Raw genomic sequence first — 23,839 nt, 5'->3', positions numbered from 1 at the left:
CAATGTACATTCGCAGCATGCGCTCCAGTCCAACTGGCGGACGGCCCCGCCCATCACCCTTCGGATAGTGCGGCAGCAGCGCGGCGACCAATGTCGCCCACGGCGTCACGGCCTCGATCTCGGCGAGAAAGCGGTCGCGTCGTGTCTGCTTCTTCTTCTGGGCGAACTCGGCGTCGGAAAAGGTCGATTGCTTCATCAGGTACATGCCAACATTGGATGCGCTATTGTGCCAGCTGAGCTCGCTGCCGTGGAGTGGCGCCGATTAAATCAGTGCTTCCTTAAGCTTGCTCATGATTCCCCTCCTAGAACAGAAAAATTCTGATAAAGCCAATGAAGGTGATATGAATGACCGGCTTATTCAAAAGGAAAAAAGATAATGGCACTCAGCAGCACATGATGCACATTGCTGGCTTGATTGCAGCCTTTTCCGACGCCTGATCCGGAATCGCCACAACCCCTTTTTTGCGATTCGGCGTTTGCTTTTCCAGACTGTTTGAAGTACGGACTACCAGAATAGCGGCAGCCAACCCTGGCGCAAGCCTTCAAAAGACTTGGAATTATTTACCACACCCGAACTTCCTGGGTTGCGAGGCTTTTTTTGTTAGATAAAGGCGATAATCATGGCGAGCGCCATTACCTTTGAGTATTACGGAAATTAATGCGAATTCACCCCGGCAAAAACGCTTGGCTTTTAACACGCTTTTCACCGTGCCGATTTTCCGCTTTCGCCTGCAGGGCTTTTTATCCGGTAAAGACCGAATAATTTTCTGGCGCCTGGCAATGCGTCACGCCGGTGCCAGCGCCAGCACATCTCACACCTGCATGTTCATGATGTCGTGATAGGCCGACACCAGCTTGTTGCGCACCTGGACCGTCGCCTGGAAGGAGATGCTCGACTTCTGCATGGCGATCATGGTGTCCGACAGGCTGACGCTGTCGTCGCCCATGGCGAAGCGCTTGCCCAGGTTCTCCGCGGTCTTGGCGCGGTCGCTGACGCCTTGCAGGGTGTTGTGCAGGGCGTCGGCGAAGTCGAGCCTGGCCGCCGGCTTCTCGCCCAGCCCGGCCGGCGCGAGCGGCTGCGCCGCCGGCTTGGCCGCCGCCGCCTTCAACTGCTCCATCATCGCCTGGATCCGGCTGCTGTCGATGCCGCCGATGCCGCCAATACTCATTCTCTTCTCCTGCTGGTTGTTGCCTTGTAGAATCATCACCAAATGACTCAGGCTGTCAGAATATCAGCGGATGGGCCAGTTCGAGACGTGAGTAAGGGCGTAAAACACCCCCTGTTTCTACGTTTGACTGTTGCCCTACGGCTCCATAATGCTGCCTGAGCCCCACTCCCCCCTTACGACAACAGACCATGGCAGCAGCAGCGGACGACCTCCTCGATACTCCCCCGGCACCCGCCCCCACCTTCTTCCAGACGACGATGGGCAAGCGGGTCGCGGTCGGCGCCGGCATCGCCGTCGTGCTGGCGGTCATGCTCGCGGTCTGGATGTGGAGCCAGGCGCCGGAGTACCGCGTGCTGTTCTCGAACTACAGCGACCGCGACGGCGGCGCGATCACCGCCTCGCTCGACCAGATGGGGGTGCCGTACAAGTTTTCCGAAGGCGGCTCCGCGATCCTGGTGCCGGCCGAGCAGATCCACGACCTGCGCCTGAAGCTGGCGGCCCAGGGCCTGCCCAAGGGCGGCAACGTCGGCTTCGAGCTGATGGAAAACCAGAAGCTGGGCGTGTCCCAGTTCCTGGAACAGGTCAACTACCAGCGCTCGCTCGAGGGCGAACTGGCGCGCTCGATCCAGTCGCTCGGCTCGGTCAGCGCCGCGCGCGTGCACCTGGCCCTGCCGAAGCCGTCCGTGTTCGTGCGCGACCAGCAGAAGCCCACCGCCTCGGTGCTGCTCAACCTGCAGCCGGGCCGCGCCCTCGATCCGGGCCAGGTCAGCGCGATCGTGCACCTGGTGGCGTCCAGCGTGCCGGAACTGACCACCGGCAGCGTCACCGTCGTCGACCAGAACGGCAACCTGCTGTCGGATCCGACCAACAAGGCGGCCGGCGGCAAGCAGCTCGACCCGAACCAGCTCAAGTACGTCGAGCAGCTGCAGCAGAACATCATCAAGCAGGTCGAATCGATCATCAAGCCGCTGGTCGGCGACGGCAACGTGCGCGCCGAGGCGACCGCCGAGGTGGACTTCGCCCAGGTCGATACCGCGGCCGAGATGTACAAGCCGAACTCGCCGCCGGAGCCGCAGGCGATCCGCAGCCAGCAGACCTCGGAATCGAACCAGCCGGGCGCCGGCGCCTCGGGCATCCCGGGCGCGCTGTCGAACCAGCCGCCGGGCGTGAACAGCGCGCCGATCGAAGGCCAGCAGGCCGCGAACGGCCAGGCCGCCGGCGCCGGCCCGAGCCGCCGCGACTCGACCACCAACTTCGAAGTCGACAAGACCATCCGCTACGAGCAGCGCCCGATGGGCGGCATCAAGCGCCTGACGGTCGGGGTGGTCGTGAATTACCGCCGCAGCGTCGACGCCGCCACCGGCAAGGTCACCGTGCGTCCGCTGTCGGCCGCCGAAGTGGCCCAGATCAATGAACTGGTCAAGCAGGCGATGGGCTACAGCCAGGCGCGCGGCGACACCCTGAACGTGACCAACGCGCCGTTCGACGGCGTCGACAAGCCGGCCGAGGCGGTGCAGGCGCCGGACTGGTGGCGCGACCCGGCCAACTTCCCGCTGTTCAAGGAGATCGGCCGCTATCTGCTGGTGTTCGGCGTCATCGCCTTCCTCTACTACCGCTTCCTGCGCCCGCTGCTGCGCCCCGCGATCAAGAAGTTCGACGAGGCCACCGCGATCCCCGAGGAGGAAAAGGAAGAGGAGCAGGACCAGGAAGACGCCGACGAAGAGGCCGCCGAGGCGGACGAGGCGAAGGAAGAGGAAGTGGAGAAGCAGCGCCAGGACATGGGCTACCGCGCGAACCTCCAGATGGCGCAGGACCTGGCGCGCGAAGATCCGCGCATCGTCGCAAACGTAATCAAGGCATGGTTGGGATCAAATGAGTGACAAGGATAAAGAAGGCACGACCAAGGCGGCCATCCTGATGCTGGCGCTGGGCGAGGCCGAAGCGGCCGAGGTGATGAAGTTCCTCGGCCCGCGCGAAGTGCTCAAGCTGGGCGCGGCGATGGCCCAGATGAAGGCGGTGCAGCACGAGCAGGTGGTGTCGGTGCTGGAAAACTTCGTCGAGGAGACCAACCTGCACTCGACCGTCGGCCTGGATTCGGACGAATACATCCGCCAGGTGCTGACCAAGGCGCTGGGCGACGACAAGGCCGCCGTGCTGCTCAACCGCATCCTGGGCGGCAAGGACGCCTCGGGCATCGAAAGCCTGAAGTGGATGGACGCGCAGTCGGTCTCGGAACTGATCCGCAACGAACACCCGCAGATCATCGCCACCATCCTGGTGCACCTCGAGCGCGACCAGGCCTGCGAAATCCTGGCACACTTCACCGAACGCCTGCGCAACGACGTGGTGCTGCGCATCGCCACCCTGGACGGCGTGCAGCCGGCCGCGCTGCGCGAGCTGAACGACGTGCTGACCAAGCTCCTGTCGGGTAACGAGCACATCAAGAAGTCCTCGCTGGGCGGCGTGCGCACCGCGGCCGAGATCCTGAACTTCATGAGCGGCGACCAGGAAGCGGCGGTGATGGACAACATCAAGAACTACGACAACGACATGGCGCAGAAGATCATGGACGAGATGTTCGTGTTCGATAACATCATCGACATCGACGACCGCGGCATCCAGCTGCTGCTGCGCGAAGTGCAGTCCGAGATGCTGATCATCGCCTTGAAGGGCGCCTCGCAGGACCTGCGCGAGAAGATTTTCAAGAACATGTCGCAGCGTGCCGGCGAAATGATGCGCGAGGACCTGGAGTCGAAGGGTCCGGTGCGCCTGTCCGAAGTGGAGTCCCAGCAGAAGCAGATCCTGCAGATCGTCCGCCGCCTGGCCGACGAAGGCCAGATCGTCCTGGGCGGCAAGGGTGAGGATTCGTTCGTCTGATGGTGATTCCGAAAGAACAGCAGAGCGCCTACCAGCGCTGGGAAATGGCCTCCTTCGGCGACGAGCGCCCGAGCAGCCTGGCGCAGCGCGCCGCCGCCGCCCCGTCTCCGCCGGCCGCGCCGCCGCCGGTGCCGCACGTGGTGCTGCCGAGCGAAGAGGAACTCGAGGCGATCCGCCAGGCCGCCTATGCCGAAGCCCATGCGCGCGGCCTCGCCGAAGGCCGCGAACAGGGCTATGCCGAAGGCCGCACCCAGGGCTACGCCGACGGCGCCGAAGCCGGCCAGGCGGAGGCCTCGAACGAACTCGAACACCTGCGCTCGATCGCCGCCACCTTCGGCGACGCGGTCGCCCAGGCCGACGAGACGATCGCGGCCGACGTGCTGGAACTGGCGCTGCGCCTGGCGCGCGGCATGGTGCGCACCGCCTTCGACGTGCGTCCCGAACTGATCCTGCCGGTGGTGCGCGAAGCGATCGGCTACCTGCCGGTGCTGCAGCAGCCGGCGATCCTGAGCCTGCACCCGGAAGACGCCCTCATCGTGCGCCAGGGCATGGGCGATGAACTCGTCAAGGGCGGCTGGCGCATCGTCGAAGACAGCCAGCTCGCGCGCGGCGGCTGCAAGGTCGAGACCGCGAGCAACCAGATCGACGCCCAGGCCGGCGCCCGCTGGCAGCGCCTGACCCACGCGCTGGGCGCCAACATCGAATGGATGGGCCAGTAATGACCGTCTCCGCCATGCCCGGCGCCGCCCCCGCGGAACCCGCCGACCGCCACACCGCGCGCTGGAAATCCTACCTGCGCGACTGCGACGCCCTGGTCGGCTTCGCCGAAGCGATGCAGGTCTCGGGCCGCGTCACGCGCGTGGCCGGGCTGGTGATGGAATGCGTCGGCCTGCGCCTGGCGGTTGGCAGCGCCTGCACCATCCCGACCGCGAACGGCAACCGGATCGAGGCCGAAGTGGTCGGCTTCGAGGGCGAGCGCCTGTTCCTGATGCCGCAATCCGACGTCGAGGGCGTGGTGCCCGGCTCGCGCGTGTTCCCGGTCGAGAGCGCCCTGCCGAAACCGGGCAGCGTGCCGCATCCGCGCCGCCGCCCGAGCGACCGCGCGCGCCACCTGCCGGTCGGCGAGCAGCTGCTGGGCCGGGTGGTGGACGGCGCCGGCCGCCCGCTCGACGGCCTGGGACCGCTCGGCACCCACGAGATGGCGCCGATCAATGCGCGCCCGGTCAACCCGCTCGACCGCGCCCCGATCAAGACCACCCTCGACGTCGGCGTGCGCGCCATCAACGCCATGCTGACGGTCGGCCGCGGCCAGCGCCTGGGCCTGTTCGCCGGCACCGGCGTGGGCAAGTCGGTGCTGCTCGGGATGATCGCGCGCTACACCGAAGCCGAAGTGATCGTGGTCGGCCTGATCGGCGAACGGGGCCGCGAAGTGAAGGAATTCATCGAGCAAATCCTGGGGCCGGAAGGACGCGCCCGCTCGGCCGTGGTGGCCGCGCCGGCCGATGCGCCGCCGCTGATGCGCCTGCAGGGCGCGGCCTACGCCACCGCGATCGCCGAGCACTTCCGCGACCAGGGCAAGAACGTGCTCCTGATCATGGATTCGCTGACCCGCTATGCGATGGCGCAGCGCGAGATCGCGCTCGCGATCGGCGAGCCACCCGCCACCAAGGGCTATCCGCCGTCGGTGTTCGCCAAGCTGCCGGTACTGGTGGAACGCGCCGGCAACGGCCTCGAGGGCGGCGGCTCGATCACCGCCTTCTACACCGTGCTGTCCGAGGGCGACGACCAGCAGGACCCGATCGCCGATGCGGCGCGCGGCATCCTGGACGGCCACATCGTGCTGAACCGCCACCTGGCCGAGGCCGGCCACTACCCGGCGATCGACATCGAACAGTCGATCTCGCGCGCGATGCATTCGATCACCACCCACGAGCACCAGCTGGCGGCGCGCAAGCTCAAGCAGCTGTACTCGCGCTACCAGCGTTCGCGCGACCTGATCAGCGTCGGCGCCTACGCCGCCGGCAGCGATCCGGTGCTCGACCAGGCGATCGCCAAGCACGGCCAGATCGAGGAATTCCTGTGCCAGGAAATCCACGACAACGCCAGCCTGCTGGAGAGCTTGGGGCAACTTACCTCTCTATTCTGATGATGAAAGGATGCTTCATGGCACTATACTGTGATCCAACATGGCTCAAGCATCCGCCCTCGACACACTGATCGACCTGGCCCAGCGCGATTCCGACGCTGCCGCCAAACGCCTCGGCGCGGCCCTCAAGGCCGTCGAGGAAGCCGAGCAGAAGCACGAGATGCTGCTCGGCTACCGCGACGAATACGCGCGCAAGCTCGACGCCGCCCAGGCGGCAGGCATCACGCCCTTCGCGTACCACAATTTCGTCGCCTTCATCGGCAAGCTCGACAACGCGATCAACGGCCAGCGCGAAGTCCTCAAGCATGCGAAGTACAAGGCCGACAAGGAAAAATCCACATGGCAGGAAAGCGAGCGCAAGCGCCTGTCCTACCGCACCCTGAACGAACGGGCGGCCTTGGAAGCGCTCCGGATCGAAAACAAGCGCGACCAGAAACTGATGGACGACCACGCGGCCCGTGGCGCCTTCTACAAACGCTGAGACCAACATGACGATGCACACCAACTCCCTTCCGTTCCAGGTTTCCGGCGCCCAGCCGCAGCGCGCCCCGGTCCTGCCGGGCGCCGCTTCGGATGGCGGCAAGGCCTTCGGCGACACCCTGTCGCGCGAGCTGGCGCAGCGCCAGCACCTGACGCAGCAGCAAGCCCCGGTCCCGGCCGCGGCCCAGAACAAGCCGGCCCAGCCGAACAAGGCGCAATCCGCCGACAGGCCGGCCCAGGCGCAGCGCAGCGCCGTGCGCGAAGCGGCCAAGCCGGCCCAGCCGAACGAAGCCGCGCAGGACAAGGGCGCCGAGGCTGCCGGCGAGGCTGCGGAACAGGCGGAAGACGCCGCCGGCGCCGCCGCCGCCGCGCAGGCCGCCGCCACGCCGGTGACCGACATGCTGGCCTACATGGCCAGCCTGGCCCAGCCGGCGCCGGCGACGCCGGCGGCGCCGGGCGCCGAGGCCGCCCAGGATGCGCTCCCGGCCGGCGGCGGCGCCGCGCTGGACCTGGCCGCGCTGGCCACCCCGCTTGCCGGGGATGGCGCCGCGACCGTGGCGGCCGACGATCCCCTGGCGCAGGACGCGAACGCCGGCCTGGCCCTGGCCAGCGGCGTCCAGCAGGCGCCGGCCGAGCTGCGCACCGCCCAGCAGGGCGCGACGCTGGAGACCGCGTTGCCGAAGGCCCAGCTGGATGCCGTCCAGTTCCAGGCCCAGCTGCGCGAAGCGACCCAGCAGGCCGCCACCCAGGAAGCCACCCCGGCCATCACCCAGCTGCAGGCCCAGGCCGCCAGGCTGGAAGCGGTGCAGAACCCGGCCGCCATGGCCGACCGCATCCCGGCCCGGGTCGGCACCCAGGCCTGGGACAACCAGGTCAGCCAGCGCATCGTCTACATGCTGGGCAAGGAACAGGCCGCCACCCTGACCCTGAACCCGCCGGACCTCGGCCCGGTGCAGGTGGTGCTCAACGTGAGCAACGACCAGGCCAGCGTGGCCTTCTCGTCGAACCAGATGGAAGTGCGCCAGGCCCTGGAAAACGCCATCCCGCGCCTGCGTGAGATGATGAGCGAAAGCGGCATCGCACTGGGCAACGCGACGGTCGATGCCGGCATGCCGGACCAGCGCCAGGCCTCGCAGGACGGCGCCGAGCGCCGCTCCGGCGGCCACGGCCTGACGGGCAGCGGCCGCGACGGCGGCGCTTCGGCCTCCGAGGGCGCGCCGCGCGCAACCCGCACGGTCGCACTGGGCGAGCGTGGCATGGTCGACACCTTCGCCTAGCGCCGCCGACGCGTTCAAGCTGCGTCAGCCGACCCGTACGCTGGAACGGCGCCGAAAACGGTCACCGCGCGGGCGGGAAATCCGCCCACCGACGAGCCAGCTTCTACATTTCCATTCCGTCATCGCGCCTGCGCAACAATCAGCGGGAATACCACCCCTTCTTCCTTCTTTTCGAGGCTTGCCCGGGTGCATCTTTCCCGCACAATGCCATAATGACGGACCCGATCACCTGGCAGTAACGAGTACATAGCAGAGGCATCTTGAAAGCGAACCCGAAAACGAAGGCCGATCCGAAAGCGGACGCGGCGGCAGCAGCGCCGGCCGGCTCGAAGAAAAAGCTGATGATCATGATCGCGGCCGCGGTCCTGGTGCTGGCCGGCGGCGCCGGCGGCGGCTGGTACTTCACCCAGTCGCACGACGGCGGCGAGGAAGTGTCGGCCAAGGAACACAAGAAGAAGAAAAAGAAGGACGACAGCGCCAAGCCGGAGTACGTCCCGATCGAGTCCTTCACCGTCAACCTGCAACCGGAAAACGGCGAGCAATACCTTCAGGTACAGTTCACCCTGCAAATCGAAGGGCCGGAACAGGTCCAGCTGGTCAAGGACAACATGGCGATGGTGCGCAACCGCGTGCTGCTGCTCCTGTCCAGCAAGAAGGCGTCGGACATCAGCAGCGTGGAAGGCAAGCAGCAGCTCGCCAGCGAGATCCAGGCCGCCGTCAAGGAACCGTTCGAGAAGCACGGCGACGAACAGGAAGTGACCGACGTACTATTTACCTCGTTTATCATCCAGTAAAGAAGCACCATGGCCGATAATTTCCTCTCACAGGAAGAAGTCGATGCCCTCCTCAAGGGGGTCAACGGCGATCAGGACGACATCGCGGCGCCTGAAGACACCTCGGGAGTACGCACCTACAACCTGGCGACGCAGGAGCGCATCGTGCGCGGCCGCATGCCGACGCTCGAGATCATCAACGAGCGTTTCGCCAGGTACCTGCGGGTCGGCCTGTTCAATTTCCTGCGCCGCAGCGCCGAAGTCTCGGTGGGTTCGGTGCGGGTCTCGAAGTACAGCGAGTTCATCCGCAACCTGGTGGTCCCCACCAACCTGAACCTGATCCACATGAAGCCGCTGCGCGGCACCGCCCTGATGGTGTTCGATCCGGGCCTGGTGTTCCTGCTGGTGGACAACCTGTTCGGGGGCGACGGGCGCTTCCACACCCGCGTCGAGGGCCGCGACTTTACCCAGACCGAGCAGCGCATCATCATGCGCATCCTCGATATCGTGTTCGAGGCCTATGCCAAGTCGTGGGAACCGGTGTACCCGATCGAGTTCGAGTACATCCGTTCCGAGATGAACACCCAGTTCGCCAACATCGCGACCCCGAACGAGGTCGTGGTGTCCTGCACCTTTACCGTCGAGCTCGGCTCGGTGTCGGGCCAGATCCACTTCTGCATGCCCTACTCGATGATCGAGCCGATCCGCGACGCGCTGACCTCGAGCATCCAGGGCGAGGCGCTGGAAGTCGACAAGCGCTGGGTGCGCCTGATGACGCAGCAGATCCAGGTCGCCGAAGTCGAGCTGGTGGCCATGCTCGGCCACGGCAAGGCGAACTTCGACGAGATCCTGAACATGAAGATCGGCGACGTGATCCCGATCAGCGTGCCGGAAACCATCCAGGCCACCGTCGACGGCGTGCCCGTGATGGACTGCAGTTACGGCGTTTTCAACGGACAATATGCGCTGAAGGTCGAGAAACTGCTCGCCAACAGCGATACCTTCAACAAGTAAGCAGCTGAGCAACACAGGAGAGACCATGTCTGACAACCAGGACGACCAGAGCAGCCTCGACGACGATTGGGGCGCCGCGATCGCCGAGCAGGCCGCGGCCGAAGCGGCGGCGCTGGAACGCCAGCAACAGCAGCAGGCGACCGCGACCGCCGCCGTGTTCAAGGATTTCTCGAACAAGGGCACGCGCAACGAGACGCCGAACGACATCGACTTCATCCTCGACATCCCGGTCCAGCTGACCGTGGAACTGGGCCGCACCAAGATCGCCATCAAGAACCTGCTGCAGCTGGCGCAGGGGTCGGTGGTCGAACTGGATGGCCTGGCCGGCGAGCCGATGGACGTGCTGGTCAACGGCTGCCTGATCGCCCAGGGCGAGGTGGTGGTCGTGAACGACAAGTTCGGTATTCGCCTGACTGATATCATCACGCCATCGGAACGGATCAGAAAACTGAATAAATGACCCAGCGCAACGCTTTTGCCCGCAACAAGCGCACCACCACCGCCGCAAAAGCGTGTCGTGCCGTCGTGACCGCACTGCTGCTGGCGCCGCTGTTTGCCGGCGCCCAGCCCGCGCCGGCGGCCCAGCCAGACGCCGCCACCCCGCGCCAGGCCGGTGAAACCACCGCCGGCCGTCCGCCTTCCCCCGCCCTTCCCGCCCCGTCGACCATACCCGCCGCCGAGGTCCCGCCGACCGCGCCCCTGCCTGGCGATGCGGCGAAGCAAGCGCCCGCCACGTCGGCGCAGCAGCCTGCCACCCCGGCGCCGGCGCCCCAGGTCGCCCTGCCCGGCCCGGCGTCCACGCCGGCCGCCGGCAGCCTGCTGCAGACCATCCTGGCCCTGGCCCTGGTGCTGGCCGTGCTGGGCGGCCTGGCCTGGTTCCTGAAGCGCTTCGGTCCGCGCATGGCCGGCAGCGGCACCAACCTGAAACTGGTCGGCGCGCTCAACATCGGCGGGCGCGAACGCATCATGGTGGTCGAGGTCGGCGACCAGTGGATCGTGGTCGGCGCCTCGCCGGGCCGCATCAACGCACTGGCCACCCTGCCGCGCCAGGAAGGCGCGGCATTCGACGCCGTGCCGGCCACCCATGCCTCGCCGGCGGCGAACTTCTCCGACTGGCTCAAGAACACGATCGACAAACGCAATGCGAAATAAGAACCTCCTGCTGGCGGCAGGGCTGATCCTGCTGCCGCTGGCGGTGGCGGCCCAGCCCGGCGTCCCGGCCTTCGTCAGCAGCCCCGCTCCCGGCGGCGGCACCTCCTACTCGCTGCCGGTCCAGACCCTGCTGCTGCTGACCGCGCTGACCTTCCTGCCGGCCGCGCTCCTGATGATGACCAGCTTCACCCGCATCATCATCGTGCTGTCCCTGCTGCGCCAGGCGCTCGGCACCCAGACCGCGCCGCCGAACCAGGTGATGGTCGGCCTGGCCCTGTTCCTGACCCTGTTCGTGATGGGGCCGACGTTCGACCGCATCTACGGCGAGGCCTATGTCCCGCTGCAGGAAAACAGGATCCAGATGACCGAGGCCATGAACCGCGGCGTGGTGCCGCTCAAGGAATTCATGGTCAAGCAGACCCGCCAGTCCGACCTGGCGCTGTTCGTCAAGATCTCGCGCTCGCCGGCCCTGCAGGGCCCCGAGGACATCCCGCTGCGGGTGCTGATTCCGGCCTTCGTCACCAGCGAACTGAAGACCGCGTTCCAGATCGGCTTCGCGATCTTCATCCCCTTCCTGATCATCGACATGGTGGTGGCCTCGGTCCTGATGTCGATGGGTATGATGATGATGTCGCCGGCCGTGATCGCCTTGCCGTTCAAGCTGATGCTGTTCGTGCTGGTGGACGGCTGGCAACTCCTGCTGGGTTCGCTGTCCCAGAGCTTCTACTGAGGAACCGAGATGACTCCCGAAAGCGTGATGACCATGGGCCGCACGGCCATGGAGGTGACCCTGATGGTGTCGGCCCCGCTGCTGCTGGTGGCCCTGATCATCGGCCTGATCGTCAGCATCTTCCAGGCCGCCACCCAGATCAACGAAGCCACCCTGTCCTTCATCCCGAAGCTGATCGGCATTTTTGTTGCGCTGGTCGTGGCCGGGCCGTGGATGCTGTCGGTGATGCTCGACTACATGCGGCAGGTGTTCACCGGGATTCCCGGCCTGATCGGATAAGGTAGCCGCGACACGATGCTGACGCTCACCGCGGCGGAGATGAACGCCTGGATCGCGGGGCTGCTGTGGCCGCTCACCCGCATCCTCGGGCTGATCGCGGCCGCGCCCCTGTTCGGCAATGCCGCGGTGCCGGTCTCGGTCAAGGTCGCGCTCGGCGTGCTGCTGGCGACCGTCATCGCCCCCACCGTGCCGGCGCTACCGGCGGCCGATCCGACTTCCTGGGCCGGCCTGCTGATCCTGGTGAAGGAACTCCTGATCGGCGTGGCGATGGGCTTTGCGATGCGCATCGTGTTCGCGGCGATCGAGTTCGCGGGCGAGGTCGCCAGCTCGACCATGGGTTTCAGCTTCGCCGTCTTCTTCGACCCCAACACGCGCGGCCGCTCGGGCGCGATCAGCCAGTTCATGGCGCTGGTGGCGACCATGGTCTTCCTGGCCGTGAACGCCCACCTGGTGCTGCTGGCGGCGCTGGCGGAAAGCTTCGTCAGCCTCCCCATCTCCAGCACCCCGTTCTCGGGCAACGCGCCGCTGGAACTGGTGCGCTGGGGCGGGCGCATCTTCTCGGCCGGGCTGCAGCTGTCGCTGCCGATCGTGGCGGCGCTCCTGATCACCAACGTGGCCCTCGGCATCCTGACGCGCGCGGCGCCGGCCCTGAACATCTTCGGCATCGGGTTTCCGATCACGCTGGGGGTGGGCTTCCTGACCCTGAGCCTGGCCCTGCCTTACCTGGGGACGCCGATCCTCAACCTGTTCAACCAGGGGATCGAGGCGGGACGCGCGGTGCCGCGGGCGGGGGCCGCACCGGCAACGGCACCACGGTAGGACGTAGGGTGGGCAGCTTCGCTGCCCACGCGTTCAAATCACAGGCGCGCTGCGGCAACGCATACTGTAGTTGGACGCGTGGGCGGGAAACCCGCCCACCCTACATCCCTGCAAGCGAAAAAAAGGCGCCATCGGCGCCGTTTTTCCATCCTGCCCGGCTTATCCGATGTAGTTGAACAGCGACAAGCCCGACATCGTCTTGAACGACAGCTGCGCCGCCTGCAAGGTCAGCTTCTGCTGCTCGAACTCCGACACCGCCTTGACCGCATCCAGGTCCTGCAGGTCCGACAGGGTGCTGGCGTAATGGATGTCGAGGTCGTCCCCCGCGCTGTCGAGGTAGTCCAGCTCCTTCATGTGCGCCCCCACCGAGGCCTGCACCGTCAGCACGTTGTCGTGCGCCGATTTCAGGTTGTCCAGCGCGCTGTTCAGGTTGTTCGTCAGGGCCGCCTTGCCGCCCGTGCCGTCGGCCGGCGCGCGCAGCGCGGCGATCATGTCGGTCACGGTGGTGAACACCGACTGCCGCTCGCTCGGCTCGATCGTGAAGCTGTCGCCATTGGCCGGCGCGCCCTTGATGTCGAAGCTCAGTCCGTCGAAGACGATCTGCTTGCCCGGCTCGTAAGGCTGGTTGACCAGCACCGGCGTCGGCGGGGCCGAGCTCATGTTGTTGACGCTATACGTGGTCACCGCGGGCGTGCCGGCCACCGTGAAGCTCAGCGCGTAGTCGTTCCCGGTCAGCGCGGCGCGGTCGGTCACCGAGCCGGACGAGATGATGCCGCCGCCGGTATTGGCGCCGGCCGCCTGGGTCTGGAAGCTGCCGTTGCCGGTCAGGCCGCCCTCGAAGATCGCACTGCCCGAGGCCGACAGCGGGATCTTGCGCGAGGCGCCCACCTGCAGGTTGCGCTGGCCCTGGTCGCCGTTGTACTGGGCGCCGGTCGGGGTCTGGGAGAACGGCTGGGTGGTCGCCATGTAGCCGGAGAACAGGTAGCCGCCCGAGCCGTCGGTGGAATTGGCCACCCCCAGCAGGTCCGCCAGGCGCCCTTCGAGCTCGGTGGCCAGCGCCTCGCGGTCGCTCGGCAGCATGGTGGCGTTGCCGGCATTGACCGCCAGCTGCTGGATGTCCTGGAGCAGGTCGCCGGCATTCTGCAGCGAATCCTCCACCAGCGACAGCGAGGAGCGCGCATTGCTGCGGTTGGTCGCGAACTGCAGGTTCATCTCCTGCGACTGGCTCACTTCCAGCGCGCGCGCCGCCGCCACCGGATCGTCCGCCGGGCTCAGCATGCGTTTCTGGGTCGACAGCTGCATCTGGGTGCGCGCCAGCGCGCTTTGCAGGGTGCCGAGCTGGTTGGTCGCGGACTTGTAGATATTCAGGGTACTGAGGCGCATGATGAATTCCTTATCCGATCGACAACAGCGTGTCGAAGATGGTGCCGGCGATCTGCATCACCTTGCCGGCTGCCTGGTAGGACTGCTGGTACTTGACCAGGTTGGTCGCTTCCTCGTCCAGGTTGACACCCGAGACGTCCAGCGCGGCGCCTTCGACCTGGGCCAGCAGCGCGTAACCGGCCTCGGCGTTCACTTCGACCTCGCGGGTCTTGTTGCCGACCGAGCTGACCAGCTGGGCATAGGACGACTGGAAGGTCGCGCTATTGTTGTTGAAGATGTTCTTGGTCTGCAGCGCGCCCAGCAGCTCGATGTTGCGGGTATCGCCGTTGGCGCCGCTGACATTGCTCTTGATCTCGAAGGTATCGCCATTGCCCGGCGCGCCGCCCAGGGTCACGCTGGCGCCGCCGAAGGTATAGGTGGCGCCGGCGACGAACTTGACGGTGGCCGGCGGGATCGGGGTGATGTCCTTGCCGCTGGAGTCGACCACGCTCACCGGGAACCCGGCCGGGAAGCCGGTCAGGTCGCCGCTGGCGCTGTCGAAGGACAGGGTCACCGGCAGCGGCGGCGGGCCGGCCAGGAAGTTGTCGCCGACCTTGACCTCGGTGATCTTGCCGCTGCCCTTGTTGGAAGTCGGCACGTTGCCCACGATCGGCGCCGCGGCCGCGATCTGCGACACGTCGCTGGCCAGCACCTTGAAGTCGCCCGCGCCGTTGACGGTCGGACGCACCAGGAAGTTGTCCTTGGCCTGGGCCAGGCCCGAGATCGTGAACTCGACGCCGTCCACGACCTGGGTGGTGCCGGCGGGATCGTACGGGTCGATCCGGGTCGGCTTGTTGTCCGACAGGCGGATCACGTTGTAATAGGTGCCGTCGAATTCGACCTTGTAGTCGCTGTCCACCAGCTTGCTCGGGTCGGTGACCTTGGCCGTCACATCGGTGGTGCTGCTGGTGCCGTTGTTGACGTTCTTGCCCACGAAGGCCTGCGACTCGGCGAAGAAGGCCGCGCCCGGCTTGCCTTCCATGTCCAGGCCCAGCTTGTGCTGCTTGTTGAATTCGATCGCCATGCCGATCGCGATCTTGCCGAGCGCGCTCTGGGCGGAGTCCAGGCTGTTCTTGCGAAAATCCAGGATGCCGCCCAGCTCGCCGCCGCCGAGGGCGCCGGACGGCAGGATCGAGACCTGCCCGTTGCCGGTCGCGTAGCCGACTTCCACGCGGGTCTGGTCGGTCGGCGACTTGACCGCCGCCAGCTGGTAGGCCTGGTCGCCCATCACCAGCGGCTGGCCGTTGCCGATCGTCACCCGGATGGTGTTGTTGTCGCCCGGGGTGACATTGGCCTTGACGTGCTTGTTCAATTCCAGCACCAGCTGGTCGCGCCGGTCGAGCAGGTCGTTCGGCGCGCGCTCCTGGGTGCCGTATTTGCTGATCTGGTCGTTCAGCTTGGCGATCTCCGAGGCATAGGTGTTGACCACCGTGACGTGCGACTCGATCTGGGTGTTCACGCCGGCTTTCAGCTCCTCGAGACGGCCATTCAGCGACTGGAAGCGCGCGGCCATGGTCTGCGCCGCCGACAGCATCGACTGGCGCGACGCGACCGAGGCGCGGTTGGAGGCCATGTCCTGGATGCCCCTGAAGAAACCCTGCAGGGTCGGCGACAGGCCGGCGGTCTGGTCGGCCAACAGGTTGTCGATCTGCTTGATCTGCGTGTGATAGGAGTCGAAGCCGGCGGTGCTGGCCTGGGCGGTGCGCACCTGGGCGTTCAGGAACTCGTCGCTGTAGCGCTTGATCTGGGCGATCTTGGTGCCGGTACCCATGAAGCCGGCGTTGGTCGCGAGCGACGCGGTGGTGGCCTGGATCACCACCTGGCGGCTGTAGCCGGCCACGTTGGCATTGGTGATGTTGTTGCCGGTCGTGGCCAGGCCCGCCTGCGCAGCGAACAGACCGCTCTTGCCTATGCTGAGGAGATTACCGGACATGGTGTTTTTCTTTCTCTAACGATGCTGTCAACGGCAGCTTTTCTGAAAACTTGAAGTCACTCTTGCAACTCCAGGCTAGTCCCGTCCGGTCAGGCCAGCGAATTCTTGATGATACGGGTCAGCTTGGTCGCGTAATGCGGGTCGGTCGCATAGCCGGCGCGCTGCAGGCCCTGGGCGAAGGCGGCCGCATCGCCGCCGCTGTCGATGACTTTTTCATAACGCGAATTATTGGCCAGCAGCTTCGCGTAATCCTTGAACGAGTCGGCCGGTGAGTCGTACGCGCGGAACTTTTCCACCCTGGTCTGCGGCCGGCCGTTCACGTACTCGGTGGTGACGGCGGTGGCGACCTTGCCCTTCCAGTTGGGGCCGGCCTTGATGCCGAACAGGTTGTTGCTGTCGCTGCCATCGGCGTTGCGGATCATGCGCTTGCCCCAGCCGGTTTCGAGCGCGGCCTGGCCCAGCATGAACTTGGCCGGCACGCCGGTGGCGCGCTCGGCCTCGGCCGCGTGGACGTGCAGCTTTTCCTGGAACGAGCGCACATGCGGCGCCTGGACCCGGCCCGTGGCCGTGGTCAGCGGCAGCGCCGGCGCGCCGGCCGCGGGAGCGCCGGTCTTGATCATGGTGGCGGCATCCATCGGCGCCGGCATGTCCTTGCCGCCCTTGCCGTCGGCGCCGATCGCCAGCGCCTGCTGGCCCATGTTCTGGGCGCCCAGCTGGCGCACCAGCACGTCGGCCAGGCCCATGCCGCGCTTGGCCAGGTTCTGGCTAGTCTGCTGGTCCAGCATGCCGGTGAAGGTCTTGGTCTGCTCGTTGTCGAGCATGCCCTCCTGCGGCGTGGCGTCGCGCATGCTCTTCATCATCATGTTGATGAACATCGCCTCGAACTGGGTGGCTGCCTCCTTCAGCGCGGCCGGGGAACCGGTTTTCGCGCCTTTCTTGAGTTCGCCCAAACCCTGGGTATCGAGGGCGAACTTGGAAGACAGGTCGGTGGAGGTCGAGGCGATCATGATGCGGTTTTCTTAAATAATCTCGAGTTCGGCGCGCAGCGCGCCGGCGGCCTTCAGGGCCTGCAGGATGGCGAGCAGGTCTTGCGGCGTGGCGCCGATCGAATTCATGGCCTTGACCACCTCGGCCAGCGAAGCGCCGCCCTTGACCATCAGGACCTTGCCCGGATCCTTCTTGATCTCGACCGAACTGGCCTGGGTGACGACGGTCGCGCCGCGCGAGCCCGGCGCCGGCTGGCTGACCTGGGGTTCGGAACCGACCGTGATCGACAGGTTGCCGTGCGAGATGGCGCAGTTGTCCAGCATCACGGCCTGGTTCATCACCACCGAACCGGTGCGCGCGTTCAGGATCACCTTGGCCGAGGCCACCGTGGGCTTCACGTCCATCTGTTCCAGCATGCCGAGGAAGGCCACCCGCTGGTCGCTCGAGGACGGGGTGCGCACGCGGATCACGCGGCCGTCGAGCGCGGTCGCCACGCCGGCGCCGTACTGGTCGTTGATCGCCTCGACCACGCGCGCGACGGTGGCGAAGTCGGTTTCCTTCAGCTCCAGGCGGATCTGGTTGTTCTCGCCCAGGTTCGACGCCACCGCGCGCTCGACGGTCGCGCCGCCGGAAATCTTGCCCACCGCCAGGTGGTTGACCTGGACCGCGGCGCCGCCGGCCTGGGCGCCGACGCCGCCGACCACCAGGTTGCCCTGGCCCATCGCATACACCTGGCCGTCGGCGCCGTGCAGCGGGGTCATCAGGAGGGTGCCGCCGCGCAGGCTCTTGGCGTTACCGATCGACGACACCGTGATGTCGATCGTCTGGCCCGGCTGGGCGAAGGCCGGCAGCGAGGCCGTGACCATCACGGCCGCGACGTTCTTCAGCTGCAGCTGGGTGCCGGGCGGCAGGTTGACGCCCTTCTGCTGCAGCATCGCGTGGATCGACTGCACCGTGAACGGGGTCTGGCTGGTCTGGTCGCCGGTGCCGTCCAGGCCCACCACGATACCGTAGCCGGACAGCTGGTTCTGGCGCACGCCGGCGATGGTCGCCAGGTCCTTCAGGCGTTCGGCCCGGGCCAGCGGCGCGGCGCCGAGGAAGGCCGCGCACAGCAGCAGGAGGGAAGAAAACTTGCGCATAAAAATAAAAAAGACCTTAGAACGGCAGCATCGACAGGAAGAAGCGCGACAGCATCGAATTCACCTCGGCGCGGTCGATCCGGCTGTTGGTGCGGTATTCGACGCGCGCATCGGCCACCACGGTCGAGGACACCATATTGCCCGGCTGGATGGTGTCGGGGCTGACCATGCCCGAGAAGCGGATGAATTCCACGCCCTTGTTCATCGCGACCTGCTTTTCGCCGGCCACGATCAGGTTCCCGTTGGGCAGCACTTCGGTCACGGTCACGCCGATGGTGCCGGTGAAATTGTTCGAGGCGCTCTGGTTGTCGCCGTCGGCAAACTTGGTGCCCGATTCGAGCGCCAGGCTGCCGCCGATCTTCGACTGCAGGATGCCCGGCACCGCCAGGCTGGCGCTGCCGGACTTGTTGCCCGAGCTGGCGCCGGCCTTGGTGGCCGAGGTGCGCTCGCTGATGTTGATGGTCAGGAGGTCGCCGATGTGGCGCGCGCGCCGGTCCTCGAACATCGGACGGTAGGAATTGGCGTTGTAGATCGCGCCGTCGCTGGGCGGCGCGGCATCGACCAGCATCGGACGGGCGCTGGTCGGCCCCTGCACGATCGAGCTGGGCGCGGTCGCGCAGCCGGCCAGGACCAGCAGCGCGGCGACGGACAAGAGAAGCGTTTTCATAACTGGGCCAGCTTTTGCAGCATCTGGTCGGAGGTGGTGATCGCCTTGCTGTTGATCTCGTAGGCGCGCTGGGTCTGGATCATGTTGACCATTTCCTCGACCACGTTGACGTTCGAGGATTCGACATAGCCCTGCAACAGGTCGCCGGCGCCATTCGTGCCCGGCACGTTGAGGTTCGGATTGCCCGAGGCGCCGGTCTCGACGTACAGGTTCTCGCCGCGCGACTCCAGGCCGGCCGGGTTGACGAAGGTGGCCAGCTGGATGGAGCCGACCTGGGTGGTGGCGACCACGCCCGGCAGCTTGACCGAGACCACGCCGTCCTTGCCGACGGTAATCCCTTCGGCGTTCGGCGGAATGGTGATGGCGGGCTGGATCACGTAGCCGCTGGAGGTGACCAGCTGGCCGTTCTGGTCGGTCTTGAACGAACCGTCGCGGGTATAGGCCTGGGTGCCGTCCGGCAGCAGGACCGGGAAGAAGCCCGCGCCGTCGACCATCAGGTCGCGCGTGTTGCCGGTCGCCTGCGGGTTACCCTGGGTGAAGATGCGTTCGGTGGCGACGGTGCGCACGCCGGTGCCGACCTGCAGGCCCGACGGCAGGTTGGTCTGTTGCGAGGACTGGGCGCCGGGCTGGCGCACGTTCTGGTACAGCAGGTCCTCGAACACGGCGCGCGAACGCTTGAAACCATTCGTGCTGACGTTGGCGAGGTTGTTCGAAATGACGTCGAGGTTGGTCTGCTGCGCTTCCAGGCCGGTCTTGGCAATAAACAGCGAACGAATCATGGTGTTCTCCTATTGGCGGCAGACGGAACCCGCCACGCACCATAGAATTATGCTGGAGCAACACTCAATTCAAAGCGAGGATCTGGGTAGCTTTCGCAGCGTTATTCTCGGCGTTCTTCAACAGGCTCATTTGGGTGTCGAAGGAGCGCGCCAGGGCGATCATGTCGACCATCGCATCGACCGCGCTGACGTTGCTGCCTTCCAGGGCGCCGCCGGCCACCGCCACCGCCGGATCGAGCGGCGCGGCGCTGCCGTCCTTCAGGCGGAACAGGCCGTCGTCGCCGCGCACCAGGTCAGCTTCCGGCGGATTGACCAGCTTCAGGCGGCCGAGCACGGCCGGCGCGGCCGGCTGCTCGGTGGTCGAGATGGTCGAGATGGTGCCGTCGCCGCCGACCGTCACGGTGGCGTCGGGCGGGATGGTGATCGGACCGCCCTCGCCCGCGATCGTGTTGCCGGACGCGGTCTGCAGCAGGCCGTTCGGGCTCATCTGGAGCGCACCGTTGCGGGTGTAGGCTTCGCTGCCGTCCGCCATCTGGACCGCGATCCAGCCCTTGCCCTTGATCGCCACGTCGAGGTCGCGGCCGGTGACCTGCAGCGGGCCCGACGAGAAGTCGTGGCCGGCGGTCGAGTCGACCACGAAGGCGCGCGTCGGCAAGCCCTCGCCCTGCACCGGCGCCGCGCGGAAGATGTCGAGCTGGGCGCGGAAGCCCGTGGTGCCGACGTTCGCCAGGTTGTTCGCGGTCGTGGCCTGCTGTTCCAGGATGTGCTTGGCCCCGGAGGCGGCGGTGTAGATCAGGCGGTCCATTCGTTGTTCCTTGTTGTGTTGCAGTGACGCGAAGCTTGCTTGGACGCGTGGGCAGCAAAGCTGCCCACCCTACATGTGGCATGCGCCGTAGGGTGGGCGGGTTTCCCGCCCACGCGCTCAACTCACGCCGGCATCAGCGCAGGTTCACCAGCGTCTGCAGCACCGAGTCCTGGGTCTTGATGGTCTGCGCATTGGCCTGGTAGACCCGCTGCGCCGTGATCATGTTGACCAGCTCGGCGGTCAGGTCGACGCTCGAGGCTTCGGTCGCCCCCGCGTTCAGCACGCCGAGGCCGCCCGAGTCCGGGGTGCCGATCATCGGCCCGCCCGAGTCGGAGGTTTCGGCCCAGGCGTTGTTGCCCAGCGGCTCGAGGCCGTTCGGGTTGGTGAAGTTGGCCAGCACGACCTGGCCCAGCGGCCTGGTTTCGCCGTTGTCGTACTGTCCCAGGATCACGCCGTCGCCGCCGGTCGTGAAGCGCTGCAGGACGCCGGCCTTGAAGCCGTCGGCCTTGGTCGTCTTCTCGTTGGTCGTCGTGCCGTACTGGGTGGAACCGTTGAAGTCGATCGTTACCGGCAGGGTCAGCTCGGCGCCGGTCGACGGGAACAGCGGCAGGGTGACGTCGAACTTGCCGGCGGTGCCGGTCAGGGTCTTGTTGAGCGAGCCATTGGTGTCGAACGCCAGCTTGCCGATCGCGACCGGCGGCACCTTGATCGCGCCGGCCATCGCGGCGTCGACCTCGCCCGGGGTGGCGCCCGGGATCGCGGCGGCGGCGGCGGCGGCGGCGGCGATCTCGGTCTGGTTGGCGGCCGTGCCGCCGGCGGCGCCGGCCGCTGCCGTCACCATGGCCGAGGCGGCGGTGGCATAGGCAGCCAGGGCGGCGGTGATGTCGGCCTGCACCGGCGGCACCACCTTGGTCGCGGCTTCCCAGGCGGTGCGCGCGGCGTTCACCGCGGCGAAGGGGGCGCCGGTGCCGGTGGCGGCGGCCGCCACCTTCTGCTTGGTGATCTCGCCGGTATCGCTGGTGGCGTACACGTCCCACTGGCCCGGGCCGGTCTTGACATAGTAGGCCGACACCGCATGGGAGTTGCCGAGCGTGTCGTACACGGTCAGCGGGCTCTGGTAGTTGTAGGTATCCGAGTCGTTCGGATCGAAGGGCGTATTCGGCGGCACCGTGCTGCGCGAATCGAGCTGGATCTCGAACTTGATGTTCTTGCTCGCCTTGGGCGCGAGGTCGGAGGTGTCGATCTTCAAGGGCCCCGGGGAGCCCGCCACGATCTGGCCATTCGCATTCACGCCATAGCCGGTCAGCTTGGCGCTCTGTGCGTTGATGATGTAGCCATCCTTGTCGACCGAGAACTGGCCGTTGCGCGAGTACTGCACCACGCCCGCCGCCTCGACGCGGAAGAAGCCGGCGCCGTTGATGGCGATGTCGAGCGGGTTGTTCGACGCTTCGACGTTCCCCTGGACAAACTGCTGGGCGATGGCCGCCACCTTGGTGCCGATGCCGGGCGAATTGCCGCCCGCGCCGTTGAGCGACTTGGCGTACACGTCGGCGAACTGGGCGGTCGAGCCCTTGAAGCCGACCGTGCTCGCGTTGGCGATGTTGTTACCGATGACATCCAGCGATTTCGCTGCGCCGTTCAAGCCGCTCAGTCCTTGTTGAAATGACATATATTTCTCCTGATACGAGGTGGGTAAGCGGCTTGCTTACAGGATTTGCTTGATGTCGGACATCGTCACCGTGCCCTTGTTGGCCAGGTTCAGCTTGACGCCGGTCTTGGGGTCGATCGTGATGCTGCCCACGCTGTCGAAGGACAGTGTCTTGAAGTCGGTGAGCTTTTCGCCGCCGCGGGTGACCTCGGCCCGGAAGGTGTACTGGCCGTTCGGCAGGATCACCTGCGTCGAGGGCGCGTTCGGGTCCGCCGGGTCGGGCGCGCCGTCCCAGCCGATCGGCAGGATGCCCGCTTCCTGCGCGCCCATGTCGATCGTCGCCACGTCCTTGCCGGTGGCCGGATCGGTGATGATGATCTTGACCTTGTCGGCCGGGGTCCCCAGTTCCAGGCCGAAAACCGCCGCGCCATCCGTCAGGTAGGTGGTATCGCCTTCGACCAGCACGGTCTTTTCGATCAGGTTGGCCGCCTGCATCGATTCCGCGGTCTGGTAACTCCCCTTCAGCGATTCCAGCGTGGTATTCAGCTTGTTCACCCCGGTCACGGTCGACAGCTGGGCCAGCTGGCTGGTCACCTGGGCGTTGTCGAGCGGATTCAGCGGATCCTGATTCTTCAGCTGGGTGACCAGGAGTTTCATGAACTTGTCGGTATCGGCCTGGACGCTGTCGGCCGGAGCCGTCGGCTTCGGGTTCATGCTGTCCATGATGTTATCGATGGACGAACGGGTGTTGGCGCTGTTGATGGTGGTGGACATGAGGACTTATTCTTGATTATTGGCCGATGGTCAGGGTCTTGAGCAGCATGGTCTTGGCCGCGTTCATGGTCTCGACGTTGGTCTGGTAGGAACGCGAGGCCGACAGCATGTTCACCATCTCGTCGACCACGTTCACGTTCGGCATCGTCACATAGCCCTTGTCGTCGGCCAGCGGGTGGTTCGGTTCGTAGACCTGCTTCTGCGGGGACGGATCCTCGACCACTTCGCGCACCCGCACGCCGGTGGCGCCGGAGGCGCTCGGCACCGCTTCGAACACGACCGCCTTGGCGCGGTAGGCTTCGCCGGTGGAACTGGTGGCGCTGTCGGCGTTGGCGAGGTTGCTGGCCGTGGTATTCAGGCGCTGGGCCTGGGCGCTCATGGCCGAGCCCGAGACATTGAAGATATTAAAGAGCGACATGATTACTGGCCCTGGATGGCCGCCAGCAGGCCCTTGATCTGGCTGTTGATCATCGTGATCCCGGCTTCGTAGCGCAGCGCGTTGTCGGCGAACTGGTTGCGCTCGACGTCCATGTCGACCGTGTTGCCGTCGACGCTGCCCTGCACCACGCCGCGGTACAGCACCGGGGTGCCATCCGGCAGCGTGTCGCCGGCCGGCGCGCCGCGCGCGATGTGGCCCTGGCTGGTGGCGGCAAGCGCGCCGCCGGCCTGGCCGCCGCGCGCCAGCGCGCCCTGCAGGGCGCTGGAAAAGTCGATGTCGCGCGCCTTGTAGTTCGGGGTGTCGGCGTTGGCGATGTTCGACGCCAGCAGTTCCTGGCGCTGCGAGCGCAGGGACAACACCGTTTCGTTAAAGCGCATATAGCTGTCGAGTTTGCCGATCATGCCGCCTCCAGGCAGATTCTTGTTGGGACAGCATCGATCATACGGACCTCCGTCTCCACCCAATCGAAGGAGCAGGACGGGCAAAACCCGGTTATTCATAGTTTCGCTACGGAAACCCTTCTTCTAAGA

Annotated in this window: 26 protein-coding genes; 13 read left to right on the top strand and 13 right to left on the bottom strand. The window is 66.2% G+C overall.

Features of this window, described 5'->3' with window-relative positions; all coding sequences use genetic code 11:
• Both H162_RS31190 and fliE read right to left on the bottom strand, forming a co-directional pair.
• Positions 1-196, bottom strand: a 196-nt coding sequence (locus H162_RS31190; protein ID WP_503826192.1) for a transposase, incomplete at its 3' end; no start/stop codon positions are given.
• Between the two features lie 616 nt (positions 197-812).
• Entirely contained in the window at positions 813-1,169 is a 357-nt protein-coding gene (fliE, locus tag H162_RS0117625) for a flagellar hook-basal body complex protein FliE (protein ID WP_020654813.1), read from the bottom strand.
• 188 nt (positions 1,170-1,357) lie between these two features.
• Between fliE and fliF the strand changes: the two genes are divergently transcribed.
• From fliF to fliR, 13 genes are all read left to right on the top strand, one after another.
• On the top strand, positions 1,358-3,049 hold the full coding sequence (gene fliF / locus H162_RS0117620; RefSeq protein ID WP_026354785.1) for a flagellar basal-body MS-ring/collar protein FliF: 1,692 nt from the start codon (positions 1,358-1,360) through the stop codon (positions 3,047-3,049).
• On the top strand, positions 3,042-4,046 hold the full coding sequence (gene fliG / locus H162_RS0117615) for a flagellar motor switch protein FliG (protein WP_020654811.1): 1,005 nt from the start codon (positions 3,042-3,044) through the stop codon (positions 4,044-4,046). The genes fliF and fliG overlap by 8 nt, the downstream gene beginning before the upstream one ends.
• On the top strand, positions 4,046-4,765 hold the full coding sequence (fliH, locus tag H162_RS0117610; protein WP_020654810.1) for a flagellar assembly protein FliH: 720 nt from the start codon (positions 4,046-4,048) through the stop codon (positions 4,763-4,765). The genes fliG and fliH overlap by 1 nt, the downstream gene beginning before the upstream one ends.
• Positions 4,750-6,192 carry a flagellar protein export ATPase FliI gene (fliI, locus tag H162_RS0117605; protein ID WP_371846849.1) on the top strand — a complete coding sequence of 481 codons (1,443 nt, stop codon included), beginning with the start codon at positions 4,750-4,752 and terminating at the stop codon, positions 6,190-6,192. Before fliH ends, fliI begins: the two co-directional genes overlap by 16 nt.
• 40 nt (positions 6,193-6,232) lie before the next feature.
• Complete coding sequence (gene fliJ, locus H162_RS0117600) at positions 6,233-6,673, top strand: flagellar export protein FliJ (protein WP_020654808.1); 441 nt, start codon at positions 6,233-6,235, stop codon at positions 6,671-6,673.
• A gap of 7 nt (positions 6,674-6,680) precedes the next feature.
• Positions 6,681-7,949 carry a flagellar hook-length control protein FliK gene (locus tag H162_RS32735; protein WP_020654807.1) on the top strand — a complete coding sequence of 423 codons (1,269 nt, stop codon included), beginning with the start codon at positions 6,681-6,683 and terminating at the stop codon, positions 7,947-7,949.
• 260 nt (positions 7,950-8,209) lie between these two features.
• Entirely contained in the window at positions 8,210-8,743 is a 534-nt protein-coding gene (gene fliL, locus H162_RS0117590) for a flagellar basal body-associated protein FliL (protein ID WP_020654806.1), read from the top strand.
• A 9-nt stretch (positions 8,744-8,752) separates the two neighbouring features.
• Positions 8,753-9,736, top strand: a complete 984-nt coding sequence (gene fliM, locus H162_RS0117585) for a flagellar motor switch protein FliM (protein ID WP_020654805.1) — start codon at positions 8,753-8,755, stop codon at positions 9,734-9,736.
• A gap of 25 nt (positions 9,737-9,761) precedes the next feature.
• Positions 9,762-10,196, top strand: coding sequence for a flagellar motor switch protein FliN (gene fliN, locus H162_RS0117580; RefSeq protein WP_020654804.1), 435 nt, complete (start codon positions 9,762-9,764; stop codon positions 10,194-10,196).
• Positions 10,193-10,888: a flagellar biosynthetic protein FliO gene (gene fliO, locus H162_RS0117575; RefSeq protein ID WP_020654803.1), complete on the top strand. Its 696-nt coding sequence runs from the start codon at positions 10,193-10,195 to the stop codon at positions 10,886-10,888. Before fliN ends, fliO begins: the two co-directional genes overlap by 4 nt.
• A complete protein-coding gene (fliP, locus tag H162_RS0117570) occupies positions 10,878-11,618 on the top strand; it encodes a flagellar type III secretion system pore protein FliP (protein WP_020654802.1) in 741 nt (246 codons plus the stop codon). The genes fliO and fliP overlap by 11 nt, the downstream gene beginning before the upstream one ends.
• Positions 11,619-11,627: 9 nt before the next feature.
• A complete protein-coding gene (gene fliQ / locus H162_RS0117565; RefSeq protein WP_020654801.1) occupies positions 11,628-11,897 on the top strand; it encodes a flagellar biosynthesis protein FliQ in 270 nt (89 codons plus the stop codon).
• Between the two features lie 15 nt (positions 11,898-11,912).
• The gene (fliR, locus tag H162_RS0117560) at positions 11,913-12,716 is read left to right on the top strand and encodes a flagellar biosynthetic protein FliR (protein WP_020654800.1); all 804 of its coding nucleotides are present in this window, start codon (positions 11,913-11,915) and stop codon (positions 12,714-12,716) included.
• A gap of 159 nt (positions 12,717-12,875) precedes the next feature.
• Here fliR and flgL read toward each other — a convergent pair whose 3' ends face one another.
• The 11 genes from flgL to flgB form a co-directional block, all read right to left on the bottom strand.
• Positions 12,876-14,099 carry a flagellar hook-associated protein FlgL gene (flgL, locus tag H162_RS0117555; RefSeq protein ID WP_020654799.1) on the bottom strand — a complete coding sequence of 408 codons (1,224 nt, stop codon included), beginning with the start codon at positions 14,097-14,099 and terminating at the stop codon, positions 12,876-12,878.
• 10 nt (positions 14,100-14,109) lie between these two features.
• Complete coding sequence (flgK, locus tag H162_RS0117550; RefSeq protein ID WP_020654798.1) at positions 14,110-16,071, bottom strand: flagellar hook-associated protein FlgK; 1,962 nt, start codon at positions 16,069-16,071, stop codon at positions 14,110-14,112.
• An 89-nt stretch (positions 16,072-16,160) separates the two neighbouring features.
• Positions 16,161-17,078 (bottom strand): flagellar assembly peptidoglycan hydrolase FlgJ, encoded by a 918-nt coding sequence (flgJ, locus tag H162_RS0117545; RefSeq protein ID WP_020654797.1) that lies wholly within the window; start codon positions 17,076-17,078, stop codon positions 16,161-16,163.
• A 12-nt stretch (positions 17,079-17,090) separates the two neighbouring features.
• Positions 17,091-18,197 carry a flagellar basal body P-ring protein FlgI gene (locus tag H162_RS0117540; protein ID WP_020654796.1) on the bottom strand — a complete coding sequence of 369 codons (1,107 nt, stop codon included), beginning with the start codon at positions 18,195-18,197 and terminating at the stop codon, positions 17,091-17,093.
• Between the two features lie 16 nt (positions 18,198-18,213).
• On the bottom strand, positions 18,214-18,864 hold the full coding sequence (locus tag H162_RS0117535) for a flagellar basal body L-ring protein FlgH (RefSeq protein WP_026354783.1): 651 nt from the start codon (positions 18,862-18,864) through the stop codon (positions 18,214-18,216).
• Positions 18,861-19,643 (bottom strand): flagellar basal-body rod protein FlgG, encoded by a 783-nt coding sequence (gene flgG, locus H162_RS0117530; RefSeq protein WP_020654794.1) that lies wholly within the window; start codon positions 19,641-19,643, stop codon positions 18,861-18,863. The genes H162_RS0117535 and flgG overlap by 4 nt, the downstream gene beginning before the upstream one ends.
• Positions 19,644-19,707: 64 nt before the next feature.
• A complete protein-coding gene (gene flgF, locus H162_RS0117525) occupies positions 19,708-20,448 on the bottom strand; it encodes a flagellar basal-body rod protein FlgF (protein WP_020654793.1) in 741 nt (246 codons plus the stop codon).
• 133 nt (positions 20,449-20,581) lie between these two features.
• Positions 20,582-22,117, bottom strand: coding sequence for a flagellar hook protein FlgE (locus H162_RS0117520; RefSeq protein WP_026354782.1), 1,536 nt, complete (start codon positions 22,115-22,117; stop codon positions 20,582-20,584).
• A 36-nt stretch (positions 22,118-22,153) separates the two neighbouring features.
• Positions 22,154-22,870, bottom strand: coding sequence for a flagellar hook assembly protein FlgD (locus tag H162_RS0117515; RefSeq protein WP_020654791.1), 717 nt, complete (start codon positions 22,868-22,870; stop codon positions 22,154-22,156).
• A 16-nt stretch (positions 22,871-22,886) separates the two neighbouring features.
• Entirely contained in the window at positions 22,887-23,288 is a 402-nt protein-coding gene (flgC, locus tag H162_RS0117510; protein WP_020654790.1) for a flagellar basal body rod protein FlgC, read from the bottom strand.
• A gap of 2 nt (positions 23,289-23,290) precedes the next feature.
• On the bottom strand, positions 23,291-23,710 hold the full coding sequence (gene flgB / locus H162_RS0117505; protein WP_020654789.1) for a flagellar basal body rod protein FlgB: 420 nt from the start codon (positions 23,708-23,710) through the stop codon (positions 23,291-23,293).
• Positions 23,711-23,839: the final 129 nt, after the last annotated feature.

Source organism: Massilia niastensis DSM 21313, from assembly GCF_000382345.1.
GTDB classification, from domain to species: Bacteria; Pseudomonadota; Gammaproteobacteria; order Burkholderiales; family Burkholderiaceae_D; genus Telluria; species Telluria niastensis.
This window is presented reverse-complemented; position numbering and strand designations above follow the sequence as displayed.

Bases quoted from the DNA above. Each gene is read 5' to 3' on its own strand.
- fliE (WP_020654813.1), bottom strand. From the start codon at position 1,169: ATGAGTATTGGCGGCATCGGCGGCATCGACAGCAGCCGGATCCAGGCG.
- fliF (WP_026354785.1), top strand. From the start codon at position 1,358: ATGGCAGCAGCAGCGGACGACCTCCTCGATACTCCCCCGGCACCCGCC.
- fliG (WP_020654811.1), top strand. From the start codon at position 3,042: ATGAGTGACAAGGATAAAGAAGGCACGACCAAGGCGGCCATCCTGATG.
- fliH (WP_020654810.1), top strand. From the start codon at position 4,046: ATGGTGATTCCGAAAGAACAGCAGAGCGCCTACCAGCGCTGGGAAATG.
- fliI (WP_371846849.1), top strand. From the start codon at position 4,750: ATGGATGGGCCAGTAATGACCGTCTCCGCCATGCCCGGCGCCGCCCCC.
- fliJ (WP_020654808.1), top strand. From the start codon at position 6,233: ATGGCTCAAGCATCCGCCCTCGACACACTGATCGACCTGGCCCAGCGC.
- H162_RS32735 (WP_020654807.1), top strand. From the start codon at position 6,681: ATGACGATGCACACCAACTCCCTTCCGTTCCAGGTTTCCGGCGCCCAG.
- fliM (WP_020654805.1), top strand. From the start codon at position 8,753: ATGGCCGATAATTTCCTCTCACAGGAAGAAGTCGATGCCCTCCTCAAG.
- fliN (WP_020654804.1), top strand. From the start codon at position 9,762: ATGTCTGACAACCAGGACGACCAGAGCAGCCTCGACGACGATTGGGGC.
- fliO (WP_020654803.1), top strand. From the start codon at position 10,193: ATGACCCAGCGCAACGCTTTTGCCCGCAACAAGCGCACCACCACCGCC.
- fliP (WP_020654802.1), top strand. From the start codon at position 10,878: ATGCGAAATAAGAACCTCCTGCTGGCGGCAGGGCTGATCCTGCTGCCG.
- fliQ (WP_020654801.1), top strand. From the start codon at position 11,628: ATGACTCCCGAAAGCGTGATGACCATGGGCCGCACGGCCATGGAGGTG.
- fliR (WP_020654800.1), top strand. From the start codon at position 11,913: ATGCTGACGCTCACCGCGGCGGAGATGAACGCCTGGATCGCGGGGCTG.
- flgL (WP_020654799.1), bottom strand. From the start codon at position 14,099: ATGCGCCTCAGTACCCTGAATATCTACAAGTCCGCGACCAACCAGCTC.
- flgK (WP_020654798.1), bottom strand. From the start codon at position 16,071: ATGTCCGGTAATCTCCTCAGCATAGGCAAGAGCGGTCTGTTCGCTGCG.
- flgJ (WP_020654797.1), bottom strand. From the start codon at position 17,078: ATGATCGCCTCGACCTCCACCGACCTGTCTTCCAAGTTCGCCCTCGAT.
- H162_RS0117540 (WP_020654796.1), bottom strand. From the start codon at position 18,197: ATGCGCAAGTTTTCTTCCCTCCTGCTGCTGTGCGCGGCCTTCCTCGGC.
- H162_RS0117535 (WP_026354783.1), bottom strand. From the start codon at position 18,864: ATGAAAACGCTTCTCTTGTCCGTCGCCGCGCTGCTGGTCCTGGCCGGC.
- flgG (WP_020654794.1), bottom strand. From the start codon at position 19,643: ATGATTCGTTCGCTGTTTATTGCCAAGACCGGCCTGGAAGCGCAGCAG.
- flgF (WP_020654793.1), bottom strand. From the start codon at position 20,448: ATGGACCGCCTGATCTACACCGCCGCCTCCGGGGCCAAGCACATCCTG.
- H162_RS0117520 (WP_026354782.1), bottom strand. From the start codon at position 22,117: ATGTCATTTCAACAAGGACTGAGCGGCTTGAACGGCGCAGCGAAATCG.
- H162_RS0117515 (WP_020654791.1), bottom strand. From the start codon at position 22,870: ATGTCCACCACCATCAACAGCGCCAACACCCGTTCGTCCATCGATAAC.
- flgC (WP_020654790.1), bottom strand. From the start codon at position 23,288: ATGTCGCTCTTTAATATCTTCAATGTCTCGGGCTCGGCCATGAGCGCC.
- flgB (WP_020654789.1), bottom strand. From the start codon at position 23,710: ATGATCGGCAAACTCGACAGCTATATGCGCTTTAACGAAACGGTGTTG.